Here is a 13501-nt window from a genome sequence, read left to right as displayed (position 1 = left end):
TCGTTAGGACGCTACAGATTAGATGGTTACGAGACCGCGTACACCCTCGCTTTCCATATTTTCTCCACGGCCCTGCTGCACGATTTCGCCCCGTGACATCACTAGGTACTGGTCGGCCAGTTCAGCGGCGAAGTCGTAGAACTGTTCCACCAACAGAATCGCCATATCGCCCTGCGCTGCGAGCTTTTTGATCACGGCGCCGATCTCTTTGATCACCGACGGTTGGATGCCTTCGGTGGGCTCATCGAGAATCAACAGGCGCGGGCGGCTGGCGAGGGCTCTCCCGATAGCAAGCTGTTGCTGCTGGCCGCCGGATAAGTCACCGCCGCGCCGATGCTTCATTTGCAGTAATACCGGGAACAGTTCGTAGATAAACGCCGGCACTTCCTTGGCCTCGGAACCCGGGAAGCGCGACAGGCCCATCAACAAGTTTTCTTCCACCGTCAGCCGACCGAAAATCTCCCGGCCTTGAGGCACGTAGGCGATACCGGCGTGCACGCGCTGGTGCGGTTTGAGACCGGTGATGGCCTTGCCTTCCCAGTTCACCGCACCCTCTTTGGCGGGCAGCAACCCCATCAAACACTTGAGTAGGGTGGTCTTGCCCACGCCATTACGGCCGAGCAGGCAGGTGACTTCGCCGATCTTCACGTCAAACGAGAGCCCGCGCAGGATGTGGCTACCGCCGTAATACTGGTGCAGCTTGTCGACTTGCAGCATGTTCAAACCCTCCTCAAATCGTGCCGGTGGCTGGCTTTTATGGTGAATCGACTTTTGTGGTGAACCGACTTTTGTGGTGAGCGGGCTTTTGTGGTGAGCGGGCTTGCCCCGCGCTGGGCCGCGAAGCGGCCCCTTTCCCATTCACCGCGTTCTATCAGGTAAAACTCATTGCCTGGTTCTGGGGCCGCTTCGCGACCCAGCGCGGGGCAAGCCCGCTCACCACATAGTCCTGCTCACCACATAGTCCTGCTCAGCACATAGTCCTGCTAACCACAAAGTCCTACTCAGCACATAGTCAGTCCTGCTCACCACAAAGTCCTGCGCAACACACATTTTCGCATCCGCCTGAAGCTGTTCAGCGACCGAGATAAACCTCGATCACCCGCTCATTTTCCTGCACCTGTTCCAGCGACCCTTCGGCCAGCACGCTGCCTTGGTGCAACACCGTCACATGGTCGGCAATCGAGCCGACAAAGCCCATGTCGTGCTCCACCACCATCAACGAATGCTTGCCCGCCAGGCGCTTGAACAGTTCGGCAGTGAATTCGGTTTCGGCGTCGGTCATGCCCGCCACCGGTTCGTCCAGCAGCAACAGTTGCGGGTCTTGCATCAGCAGCATGCCGATTTCCAGGAACTGCTTCTGGCCGTGGGACAGCAACCCGGCGGGGCGATGCACCGAGGCAGTGAGGCGGATGGTATCGAGCACTTCATCAATCCGGTCTTTCTGCTCGCCACTCAAGCGTGCACGCAAGCTGGCCCACACCGACTTGTCGGTCTTCTGCGCCAGCTCCAGGTTTTCGAACACGCTCAAGGCTTCGAACACCGTTGGCTTCTGGAACTTGCGGCCGATACCGGCCTGGGCGATTTGCACTTCGCTCATGCTGGTCAGGTCCAGGGTTTCGCCGAACCAGGCATTGCCGTGGCTGGGCCGGGTCTTGCCGGTAATCACGTCCATCATCGTGGTCTTGCCCGCGCCGTTGGGGCCGATGATGCAGCGCAGTTCACCTACGCCGATGTAGAGATTCAAGTCGTTGAGTGCCTTGAAACCGTCGAAGCTGACGCTGATGTCTTCCAGGGTCAGGATGGTGCCGTGGCGGGTGTTGAGGCCCTTGCCCGCGGCCTGGCCGATGCCGATGGCATCGCGGCCGCTGCCCGCGTCAAAAATAGGTTCGAGCATGACGTTCCTCATTTCTTCAGCAAGCCGATAACGCCCTTGGGCAGGTACAGGGTGACGATGATGAACAGCGCCCCGAGGAAGAACAGCCAGTATTCCGGAAAGGCCACGGTGAACCAGCTCTTCATGCCATTGACCACACCGGCGCCGAGCAGCGGGCCGATCAAGGTGCCGCGCCCGCCCAAGGCCACCCACACGGCGGCTTCGATGGAGTTGGTCGGCGACATTTCACTCGGGTTGATGATGCCCACTTGTGGCACGTACAAGGCGCCGGCCAAACCGCACAGCACCGCACTCAACACCCACACAAACAGCTTGAAACCACGCGGGTCGTAGCCACAGAACATCAGGCGGTTCTCCGCGTCGCGCAGGGCGGTCAGCACCCGGCCGAACTTGCTCTGGGCCAGGCGCCAGCCGATGTACAGGCTGGCGACCAACAGCAGCACCGTGGCCAGGAACAACGCTGCCCGTGTGCCCGGCTCGGTAATGCCAAAACCCAAGATGCTGCGAAAGTTGGTAAAGCCGTTATTGCCGCCGAACCCGGTTTCGTTGCGAAAGAACAACAGCATCCCGGCGAAGGTCAGGGCCTGGGTCATGATCGAGAAATACACGCCCTTGATCCGCGAACGGAAGGCGAAGAAACCGAACACCAAAGCGAGCACACCTGGCGCCAATACCACCAGGCACAGCGCCCAGAGGAAGTGATCGGTGCCAGCCCAATACCAGGGCAATTCGGTCCACGACAGGAAGGTCATGAACGCCGGCAGTTCATCGCCGGACGCCTGGCGCATCAGGTACATGCCCATTGCATAACCGCCGAGGGCGAAGAACAAACCGTGACCGAGGGACAGCATCCCGGCGTAACCCCACACCAGATCCAGGGCCAGGGCGACGATGGCGTAGCAGAGGATCTTGCCCACCAGCGTCAGGGTGTACGCCGAGACATGCAGCGGGTTTTCCGGCGAGAGCAGCGAGCACAGCGGCAAGGCCAGCAGCAGGATCAGGATGATCACACCGGTGGCAATCGTCGCCTTGGGGCCGGCCTTTTGCGCGGCCGTAAGCATCAATGGCTGGTTCATCAGTCGATCACCCGTCCTTTCAGTGCGAAGAGTCCTTGCGGGCGTTTCTGGATAAACAGAATGATCAGCGCGAGGATCAGGATCTTGCCGAGCACGGCGCCGATCTGCGGTTCCAGAATCTTGTTGGCGATACCCAGGCCGAAGGCCGCCGTGACGCTACCGGCCAACTGGCCGACACCGCCCAATACCACCACCAGGAACGAGTCGATGATGTAGCTCTGGCCCAAGTCCGGGCCAACGTTGCCGATCTGGCTCAGCGCGACGCCGCCTAACCCGGCGATGCCCGAGCCCAGGCCAAAGGCGAGCATGTCCACGCGCCCGGTGGGCACGCCGCAGCAGGCGGCCATGTTGCGGTTCTGGGTGACGGCGCGCACGTTGAGGCCCAGGCGCGTCTTGTTGAGCAGCAGCCAAGTGAGGACGACGACAAACAGTGCGAAGGCGATGATCACGATGCGGTTGTACGGCAGCACTAGGTTGGGCAGCACTTGGATACCGCCGGACAACCATTCAGGGTTGGCCACTTCGACGTTCTGCGCGCCGAACACCAGGCGCACGGCCTGGATCAGCATCAGGCTGATGCCCCAGGTGGCGAGCAGGGTTTCCAGAGGGCGACCATACAAGTGACGAATCACCGTGCGCTCGAGGGCCATGCCGATCGCGGCGGTGACGAAAAACGCCACCGGCAGCGCGATCAGCGGGTAGAACTCGATGGCCGCAGGCACGTAGCGCTGCATCAGCAGTTGCACCACATAGGTGGAATAGGCGCCGAGCATCAGCATCTCGCCGTGGGCCATGTTGATCACGCCGAGGAGGCCGAAGGTGATCGCCAGCCCCAGGGCCGCGAGCAGCAGGATCGAGCCCAGGGACATGCCGCTGAAGGCCTGGCCGAGGATTTCGCCAAACATCAATTTGCGTTTGACCTGGGCCAGGCTGGTTTCGGCGGCGGTGTGCACGGCGGCATTGGTTTCGACGCCAGGTGCGAGCAGGGCTTCAAGGCGCGTGCGGGCCAGCGGGTCGCCGGTGCTGCCGAGCAAGCGCACGGCAGCCAGGCGCACGGCCGGGTCGGTGTCGACCAGTTGCAGGTTGGCCAGGGCCAGGCTCAGGGCGGTGTGCACGCCTTCGTCGGTTTCGGCGGCGACTTGCTGGTCGAGGAATTTGAGCTGCGCAGGTTGCGCGGTTTTTTGCAGCGTTTGCGCAGCCGCCAAGCGCACCTTGGGGTCGGCGGCGAGCAGTTGCTGGCTGGCTTGCACGTTATCGATCAAGCCGCGCAGGCGGTTGTTCAGGCGCACGGTTTTGGTTTCGCCATTGACCGTAAGCTGACCTTGTTGCAGGGCGTCCACCAACTCGATGCGCGCCGGGTCAGGCTTTGCAGCCCAGTCCTGGAGGAGCTTGGCTTGTTGCGTCGGGTTGGCGGCCTGGAAGTCTTCGGCGTCGCTGGCGTGTGCGGCCAGGGGCAGCAACAGCAGCAGCGTCAGGAGGTAGCGTGTGAGGGCAGTGGGCATAAACAAATGTCCTGATCATGCGTGGACAGTGTGTGAGGGGGCTTGCCCCCGATAGCAGAGTGTCAGGTGATACTTCCGTCACTGACTCACCGCCGTCGGGGGCAAGCCCCCTCCCACATTTGACTTGTAGTAGGGCTTTAGTTGCTCTTCACAGCGTGATCCGGTTTTTTGTCATTGCCAGGAATGTACGGGCTCCACGGCTGGGCGCGGATCGGCTCCTGGGTCTGCCACACCACCGAGAACTGCCCGTCCGCCTGGATCTCACCGATCATCACCGGCTTGTGCAGGTGGTGGTTGGTCTTGTCCATGGTCAGGGTAAAGCCGGACGGCGCGGCGAAGGTCTGGCCGGCCAGGGCTTCACGTACTTTGTCGACGTCGGTGGACTTGGCTTTCTCTGCTGCCTGGGCCCACATATGGATGCCCACATAGGTGGCTTCCATCGGGTCGTTGGTCACGGCTTTGTCCGCGCCCGGCAGGTTGTGTTTCTTGGCGTAGGCTTTCCAGTCTGCGACGAATTTCTGGTTGACCGGGTTCTCCACCGACTGGAAGTAGTTCCACGCGGCGAGGTTGCCCACCAACGGCTTGGTGTCGATGCCGCGCAGTTCTTCTTCGCCCACGGAGAACGCCACGACCGGTACGTCGGTGGCTTTCAGGCCCTGGTTGGCCAGTTCCTTGTAGAACGGCACGTTGGAGTCGCCATTCACGGTGGAGATCACAGCGGTCTTGCCGCCGCCGGAGAATTTTTTGATGTTGGCAACGATGGTCTGGTAGTCGGCGTGGCCGAACGGGGTGTAGACCTCTTCGATGTCTTTATCCGCTACGCCTTTGGAATGCAGGAACGAGCGCAGGATCTTGTTGGTGGTGCGCGGGTACACGTAGTCGGTGCCCAGCAGGAAGAAGCGCTTGGCGCTGCCGCCTTCTTCGCTCATCAGGTATTCCACCGCCGGGATCGCTTGCTGGTTCGGCGCCGCACCGGTGTAGAACACGTTGGGCGACATCTCTTCACCTTCGTATTGCACCGGGTAGAACAGCAGGCCATTGAGTTCTTCGAACACTGGCAACACCGATTTACGCGACACCGACGTCCAGCAACCGAACACCACCGCGACCTTGTCCTGGGTCAGCAACTGGCGGCCTTTTTCGGCGAACAGCGGCCAGTTCGAGGCTGGGTCCACGACCACCGGTTCAAGCATCTTGCCGTTCACCCCACCCTTTGCGTTGATCTCGTCGATGGTCATCAGCGCCATGTCCTTGAGGGACGTTTCCGAGATGGCCATGGTCCCGGACAGCGAATGCAGGATGCCGACCTTAATGGTCTCGGCGGCCTGGATAGTCCAGGTCATGCCCATGGCGGCAATGGATGCCGACAGGGTGAAAGCCTTGATCAAGCTGCGACGCTTCATGGTGCGGTCTCCATAGGTCAATGTTGTTATGTGGGAGCAATTGCAAGGGCTGTGCCTATCAGTGCTGTCGCGATGCATTCACGCGTGCTTGACGTTTTGCCCAGGATTTCGCGCACCAGATCGGGGCTTTGAGCCGGATGATGTGCGCGCTGGCGCACGCTAACGGTGCGGGCTAACTACTTACCGCTCGACGCCTTCACAGAGATACAAGAATGGCCGCCAACACTCAGTCAAAAGGAATGTGTATGGCTATTCGATTATCACGCCAGGAACGCGCTGCCGGTGCCGGGAGGGGAGCGTCGCGCTTGCCGCCGTTAAGCCCGGCGTTTGTGCATGAGGCCGACGCCGCCTACTGGGCCCATCGGAAAATCGGCGACCGCCGCGACCGCGAGTACGGCGGCGTCATCCTGAAAAACCCCGCCGGTAAATACTTCGCCACCGATCCGGTGCCAGGGGATGGCATGCAGTTCGATCTGCTCAACGTTCTGGGCATCAGCGCCCAAGGTTATTACCAGCAACCCAGGGGCTACACCTGCGTCGCCAGTTACCATTCGCACCCGGCCCAGCACGCGTTGATCCGCGAGCGCAATCCGTCGTTTGACGAGCGAATGGCCAAGGCGTTTCTCGGTTTTTTTTCAGGTTCGGACTTCAGCCACGATGTGGATGATCGCGAATTCTTTCCGGCGGCGTATCTATCGGGGCCGGACGGCTCACTGATTCGCTACGCGCCCAGCGGTTCGTCCCCGGAGCGCAGCTTCGCACTGTGGCTGCGGGCGGGAAAACCGGCCGGCAGTCGGGTGGGGGTGTATGGGCCCTTCAATGAGTTTGTGAAAAAGGTCTCCACGCTGGGCGAGCTGAGCCTGATTGTGCCTACTGCACTGTGGGGCGGTTCTTTCGGTAAGGTGCCGGCGAACTGGGTGGTGTTCGAACCCTTCAGTTCCTCCACGTTGACCGAGTTGCCCTTGTTTACCGCCGTCTTCGATCAAGCTACCAAGGCCATTCGCTCGGCCCTCGCCGGCGGTGGTGCTGGCGGCGTGTTGCTCAAGGCTCGCGACAAGGAGGCCTATATCGCCACTGTCGGCAGGACCCTCGACCCTCACCAGCCTTTCTTGCGGCAACTGTTCCCCAATCGCGAGGGCAAGTTCGCATTGCCCGCCGATTATGGGGTTGCGGGTTTCTACCTGGGGCCAACGCCACCGGCGACCGTGCTCCCCGTCCAGGAGCCAGAGCTCTACCAGGCATTCTTCGCGCCACGGGCGCTGGCGCTCGGCATCTACCAGGCGCACACGCTGGAGACGGTGGATCAGGCCTTGGGTGTGTCGATTTATTACCGTACCCAGGGGCGAGCGTTGCTCAAATACCGCTGCTCCCTGAACAGTGCCGAAGCGGCACTTTTCAAGGTTGAGGCGGATGGCTCTGTCGTGGATGACGGTTTGGACGTCGCGCTGTTGAGCGGCCAGATGAGCCCGCGCGACTTTGTACGGCGGGTGGCGAGCACCGGGCAACTGAGCGTGGAGCAGACCAGCGCATTGTGGAGTGTGGCCGGTGTCGTCGATGAGAACTGGGTGCCGGATAAGACCGTTACACAGCCCACATCTACCACCACGCCGGGCTCCGGCGGCACATCGGTGACGCTGCCCGCGTTGAGCCCGGCCTTTATTCATGCCGATGACGCAGCGTTGTGGGCGCACCGGCGTATTGGTGCACGGCGTGATCGTGAGTACGGCGGTGTGATTCTGCGCAACCTGCAAGGGTATTTTTTTGCCACAGAGCCGGTCAGTGGTCAGGGGCTTGAGTTTGACATCCGCGACGTCCTCGGCACCCGCGAGGATGGCAGTTTCTTGCCGATTGCCGGTTACCGCCGCGCCGGGCTTTATCATTCCCATCCGGCGGATTACGAACAGGTTGCCAGTGCCAACCCGAAGATGTCCGAGCATCAGGTGAAGGTCTATCTGAATTTCTTTTCTCCATGGGATGCCGCTGGGGATATCACCTATCAGCACAACTTTGCATTGTCTTACTTGTCGGGTCCCGATGATTCTCTGGTGCGCTATCGCCCCAGTGGGTCGTTCGCTGAGGCGCAATACGCCAATTGGATTTTGGGCAAGGTCAGCGAGGCAGCGTGGGGGACGGATGGCTCGATAGAGGGTCACGTTAAAAAAATGCTCGCGGTGGGTGAGTTGAGCTTTGTCACCAGCAACCCGTTGTGGGGCGGCTCTCGGGGGGGGGTTCCGCAGAACTGGCAGCCCTATCAGGCGTTCGCTGCGCCAGCGCCGGGGTTGTTGCCGCTGTTGTCCCACGTCTGCGCCACGGTCAGCGATGCCATTCAAGCGGGCGTGGCGCTCGGCACCGGCTCCAGGACGTCCTGGCGCCTTGGGCTGGTCCTCAAGCGCGATGGCAAGGATGAATTCGTCGCGACCCAGGCCCACCTCCTCGACGAGCCACGCTTTTATGTGAGCCACCTGTTATCGACGGATGCGGACGGCAATTACCTGCTGCCGGACGAGCATCACATTGTTGGTTTTTACTGCGACCCTCCTGCCGAACACGGCCGCGTGGCGGTGAACCAACCCTGGTTGTACCGCAGCTTTTTTCCGCCGTTGGGCTTGGGGAGCGCGGCACAGCAGGCTGGTCTTATCGCTAACCTGCAGGTGCCGGATCAGCCGCTTGGGCTCTATCAGCAAACCGCAGATGGTGCGCTGTTGCGCTACCGATTTAACTTCTCGCCTGCAGAAGTCGAACGCTTCGGCAGCAGCCCTGAGGCCGATAACGCGCTGCTCACAGGCAGCCTCACACCCCAGGACTATGTCCGGCAGGTCGCGGCCGTCGGTGAGCTGACCGTGCTCGCCACCAACAGCATGTGGGACCGCGCGGGTGTGGTCACCGCAGCGTGGCGACCGTTTGCCGGTGTCCCGGAGGTGAAGGTGGGGCCGGCCTTCATTCAGCCCGATGACGCTGCGCGCTGGGCACACAACCAGATCGGCACACGGCGTGACAAAGAGTATGGCGGGCTCATTCTCAAACGCGGCAACCGCTACTTCGCCACGCATCCGGCCAGCGGTGAGCAGGTGCTGTTCGATTTCAGCACGATCCTGGCAGTGGACGATGAGGGCAACTTTATCGCGCCCCATCCTTACGAGTGCCATGCGCTCTACCATTCCCATCCCGCCGACGAAGGCTCGATAAGACAATTCAACCCCGGTTTCACCGCGGATCAGGTTGAGCTGTTCAACAGTTTTTATTCCAACGCCGACCAGGTGTTTGTCATCACCCATCGTAACTTTGCGCGCGTGCATTACCTGTCTGGGACGGTCAACTCGCTGCTCAAATATGTGAGCAGCGGCTCGGCCGAGGAGACAAGCCTCAAGGCTCAACTGACAGGCACTGAGCCGGTCGTGCCATTCTCCGCGTTCGAAGGCGCTGTGTGGCGGTTGGCGAAAGCCGGCGAGTTACACGTGCTGGTACCCTCGCCCGTGTGGGGCGGTGTACGCGGCAAGGTGCCTCAGGACTGGACCTTGCGCAGTCCAGTCAGCAGCGACGGGGTTGCGCAGGCACAACCGTTCTTCACCCCGATCGTCAGTACCGCGCAAGCGGCGGTGTTGGTGGCCTTGAGCTTTTCGGCGGGTTTGCCCCGGACCGGCTATCAGGGGGTTGTCCTCAAGCACCTGACGGCTTCGACCTATGTCGCCACCGAACCCACGGCCCTGGGCGCTGCGTTGACCGGGCTGTTCCCGGTACGCAACAACGGCCAGCCCCGGCTGCCCTCCAATCATCGCGTGGTGGGCTTCTATTATTCCCCGGCGCCTTTGGCCGACACGCCGTTACCCGCCACGGAACCTTGGCTGTACAAGCGTTTCGTCAGCCCTCAACTGCTGGTCACGGCGATGAATCAGGCGGCCGCCACCCAGAGCCTGCAGATTGCCGAGATGGGCTTGAAGCTGTTTTTGCACACCGACGACGGGGCGCTGTTGCAATGGCAAGCGCCCGAAGCCAAGGCGGCCACTGAACTGTTCAATGTGGCCATTGACGGCACGGTGACGGATAACGGTAACCAGGCAGCGTTGATGGACGGTTCGTTGTCTCCCCGGGCGTTTGTGCGTCGCGTTATTCGTGCGGGCGAGCTGACGGTACGCCAGACAGGCCAGCTTTGGACCGAGCGAGGGGTGGTGTATGACAGTGAAGTCCTGCCATTGGGTACGGCCAAGCGTGATAGCGTCGATGCAACCTTCCTGAGTGCCGACGATGCCGCGCGGCACGCCCACGAGCGCATCGGCATACGGCGTGATGCGGGGTATGGCGGCTACATCCTGCGGCGTCCTGACCAGCGCTTCACGTTCACCGAACCGGTACGTTTCCAGGGCAATGGCTTTGCCGCAGACTTGCTGCTGTCATCGTCCGACAATGGGTTAGTCGTACCGCCCGCCGAGCATGTCATTTGTGGGCGCTACAGTTCCCATCCACCGCTGTCCCAAGCTGACTTGGAACGTTGGCGCCGTCTGGGTTGGACACTGACCGATCTTGAGATCACCGTCACGATGTTCGCCGATCAGGAAATCCGTTCGGTGATCCAGTCCGGGCTTCCGGCGTACTTGAGCGGAACGCCCAACAACCTGATCTGTTACATCCCCAGCGGCTCACAAAAGGAAGCGTTGGTACTGGCCAATACCCGTCAAACGCCGGGGGTTGATAGCTACCGTCTTCGCCTGGAACGCGGTGCGCTCAAACCGCAAGATATCGTGATCCGCCTGGCGGACGCAGGCGAACTGCGGGTGCTCAGCCATACACGGTTGTGGGGGCCGCGCCTGCGAGTCTATGACGACTGGACGCCAAATTTCGAATACGCTCAGGTAGCCCCGCAAACGCCGTCGTTGAGCGCCATTTTCACCACCCTGGACGCTGCGGCGATCAATGCCCATAAGCGTGGCCATGGGCGCAGCCTGGAGGCTCAGGGGTATACGGCTTACTTGCTCAAGCACCCGCAAAAAAATGAATACGTGGTCAGCGAGCTGGCTCCGCAGGCGTCTGAGGGGCGGTTAAGTAACGCATCGCTCGGCGCGCCTTATCTTGAAGGAGGGGATTTCGCTCATGGTTTCGTGGTGGCCGGGATGCTCTATTCCCAGCAATGGTTGCCCAGCGGCGTGAGTTCTTCTGAAGCCTGGTTGACCCGCTTTTTCGCGACTCCGCAATTGCTGCAACGGGCCGAGAAAGATGCCCGTCATTTGCTGGGCGCGGATACCGGCGACGTGTTACCGGTTTATCTGTCGACGCTTGAGGGCGCGCTATTGCGCTATCAGCCGGCCAAGACCTCGCTGTTCAGTGGCGGCGAGAATGGCGGCGAAGTCAGCGTGCAGGGGATGAGCCTGCGCAGCGGCACTCTGGATATTCGCCGCTATGTGACGTTGATGGCGCAAACCGGTGATTTGACGGTGCTGTACTCCAGTCAATGCTGGGACCGCCGGGGCGCGGTGAGCAAGGAATCTTCGCGCTGGCGACCCTACGCCCACTTTATTCGCCGCCGTCTGGGGCCAGTGTTCAACGAGCAGGATGACGCGGCGCGGTATGCCCATTCTCGCATTCAGGCTGTCAATGGAAGGCGGCTGTTCGGCGGCCTGATTCTCAAGCGTCCTGACGGTCTGTTCGTTGCCACTGAACCGGTCAGCGTGCCCCGCGAAGACTTCGAGCACACCTGGATTTTCCCTGATGAGATGGTAGCGGTTGGCGGCTTTCCCGCGGCCCATACCCTGGTGGCGCGCTACCGTTCAAGCCCTGGGCGCGAACTGCCGTTTACCCTGGATGCCACGCAACGTGACATCTACCGCAATATGCTCTCGACCCGGGTGATCAGTGCTGTGCTGACCACTGCCCATGCCACCCTGAGCCGTGAGTACCTGTTCGGCGCCGACGGCAGCATCATCAGTTACAGCCGCAGCAACTCGTTGCTGGAAGCGGCGTTGAAAGACGATTTGGCGCCCCTGAATCTGGTGCGGGAGGACCGCCTGGAGAACACGCTTGAGCAACAGATCCGCGCAGGAGAGCTCACGCCAGAAGCGTTTGTCCAGCGCTTGAGCAAGGCGGGGCGCTTGCGCGTTGTGGAAGGCAGCGAGGTCTGGGGGCCGCCGCGTTTACTTCAGGGGTTTGTTCCCAAAGCGTTTCGCTTGCCTGGGGCTCAGATCGAAAACGCCCTGGCGGATCCTGCCTTCAGTCCGGTATTTGCCCAAGAGCGGGCGGCTGTGCGTTATGCCCATGAACGCTGTCAGTACGGGCCCGCGTTGCAGTTCGGCTACGTGTTCAAGGACGCGCGCAAAGAGCAGTACATGGTGACGATGCCGCTGGTGCGTAGCAGTTATTGGAAGTTCGAGCAGGTGTTTCCAAGCGGCCTGCTGCCCCAGGGTTATGTCCTGGAAGGTATCTATCTATGTGCGGCCCTTGAAACACTGACACCGGGGCACGACCCCCATGGGCAAATGATTCATTCGCCCATGGTCATCGACAATGGCATTCGCTTCGCCCGCCATGGTGTGAAGGGCAAGCAGCTATCGCTGTACCTGTCCTGCCCGGAGGGGGCGTTGCTCAGGTATCAATACCTGCAAACGGACGAGGCGCTGGACGATCGCAGCCATTTCCCGAGGCTTCGCCAGCAACTGCACGAGGGCAAGATCACGCTGCTTGACTATGTGCATGAGCTGGCTGGACTCGGCAACCTTGATGTCCTGGTCGAGGGATCGGTCTGGGCGGGTACGCGACGAATCACGTCCGGCTGGCAGCCGGGAACGGGAGAAGGATTCTTCGATTACCCGATGGGTTGCGGTCCGTTGTTTTCCCACCCAGACGATGCCGCCCGCTACGTTCAACGTCGGCTGTCGGCAATCCAGGGCCATAACTATGTCGCCGCGGTCCTGGCCAACCCGAACGACTCATCGTTCATCACCACCTTGCCGCTGTGGCCGGGGCTGGATGCGACGCGCCTGTTCCGCCTGTTTTACACCGGGCCTTCGGGGCCTGTGCAGCCAATGTCGCCGCCAGCGAGCGGGCCGGTACCTTACCCGGATTTTCCGGACTTGTACCGGGTGGTGGGTGCGCAGTTGGCCTACCGGGACACGGCGCCCGTCGAGAGTGCGGGGTCCGAGGATGATTCGCTGAACAGCAACTTTATCGAACCGACATTCCTGGCTTATTGCATCCGCATTCTCAAGGCTCAGTCACGCTCTACGACGAACTTTTACCTGATGACTCGGGGGGGCGCGCTGTTGAAATACGTGTTGGGGCTTTCATCCCCGGAAAATGAGCTGATGACGTCTGCGGCCAGTCTCACGTCTGTTGAGTTTTTCAGGCGATTGGCTGGAGTCGGTCAACTGTCGGTACTCGATCGGGATGGCTACTGGCATAACGAGGGGCTGATTTCCGAGGTGCTAAAGGACCGTCGCAAAGAGGTGGGAAACGACGAACCCTTGGTCGACGAACCGCTTCAACTGCGTGACCGTGATGAGCTGTAACCCCGTGCTCAGCGCGTGTGCATCAGGCCGCTGGCAAGGTACTGGGTGATCGGTCGTTTGATCCGCTTGGAGGGTTGCTCGCCGCGATGAGCGGCGAGCAACGATGATGCAGAACGTGTGATGAGCTAGCGCT

6 protein-coding genes are annotated in these 13501 nt (G+C 61.1%); 1 reads left to right on the top strand and 5 read right to left on the bottom strand.

Annotated elements, in window-relative coordinates; genetic code table 11:
• Positions 1-18: 18 nt before the first annotated feature.
• From urtE to urtA, 5 genes are all read right to left on the bottom strand, one after another.
• Positions 19-717, bottom strand: coding sequence for an urea ABC transporter ATP-binding subunit UrtE (urtE, locus tag ACKZ62_RS25665; protein WP_447096008.1), 699 nt, complete (start codon positions 715-717; stop codon positions 19-21).
• Between the two features lie 355 nt (positions 718-1072).
• The gene (gene urtD / locus ACKZ62_RS25660) at positions 1073-1906 is read right to left on the bottom strand and encodes an urea ABC transporter ATP-binding protein UrtD (RefSeq protein WP_095186045.1); all 834 of its coding nucleotides are present in this window, start codon (positions 1904-1906) and stop codon (positions 1073-1075) included.
• The gene (gene urtC / locus ACKZ62_RS25655) at positions 1903-2970 is read right to left on the bottom strand and encodes an urea ABC transporter permease subunit UrtC (protein WP_032890586.1); all 1068 of its coding nucleotides are present in this window, start codon (positions 2968-2970) and stop codon (positions 1903-1905) included. Before urtC ends, urtD begins: the two co-directional genes overlap by 4 nt.
• On the bottom strand, positions 2970-4472 hold the full coding sequence (gene urtB / locus ACKZ62_RS25650) for an urea ABC transporter permease subunit UrtB (RefSeq protein ID WP_447096007.1): 1503 nt from the start codon (positions 4470-4472) through the stop codon (positions 2970-2972). The genes urtC and urtB overlap by 1 nt, the downstream gene beginning before the upstream one ends.
• A 137-nt stretch (positions 4473-4609) precedes the next feature.
• A complete protein-coding gene (gene urtA / locus ACKZ62_RS25645) occupies positions 4610-5875 on the bottom strand; it encodes an urea ABC transporter substrate-binding protein (protein ID WP_447096006.1) in 1266 nt (421 codons plus the stop codon).
• A 245-nt stretch (positions 5876-6120) separates the two neighbouring features.
• On the opposite strand from urtA, the gene ACKZ62_RS25640 reads away from it, so the two are divergent.
• Positions 6121-13368, top strand: a complete 7248-nt coding sequence (locus ACKZ62_RS25640) for a DUF4329 domain-containing protein (protein WP_447096005.1) — start codon at positions 6121-6123, stop codon at positions 13366-13368.
• Positions 13369-13501 lie beyond the last annotated feature (133 nt).

This window comes from Pseudomonas sivasensis, from assembly GCF_052938085.1.
The sequence above is the reverse complement of the archived record's forward strand: the minus strand, read 5'-3'. Positions and strand labels throughout refer to the sequence as shown.

Coding starts and splice junctions, on each gene's coding strand:
- ACKZ62_RS25640 (WP_447096005.1), top strand. CDS start 6,121: ATGGCTATTCGATTATCACGCCAGGAACGCGCTGCCGGTGCCGGGAGG.
- urtA (WP_447096006.1), bottom strand. CDS start 5,875: ATGAAGCGTCGCAGCTTGATCAAGGCTTTCACCCTGTCGGCATCCATT.
- urtD (WP_095186045.1), bottom strand. CDS start 1,906: ATGAGGAACGTCATGCTCGAACCTATTTTTGACGCGGGCAGCGGCCGC.
- urtC (WP_032890586.1), bottom strand. CDS start 2,970: ATGAACCAGCCATTGATGCTTACGGCCGCGCAAAAGGCCGGCCCCAAG.
- urtB (WP_447096007.1), bottom strand. CDS start 4,472: ATGCCCACTGCCCTCACACGCTACCTCCTGACGCTGCTGCTGTTGCTG.
- urtE (WP_447096008.1), bottom strand. CDS start 717: ATGCTGCAAGTCGACAAGCTGCACCAGTATTACGGCGGTAGCCACATC.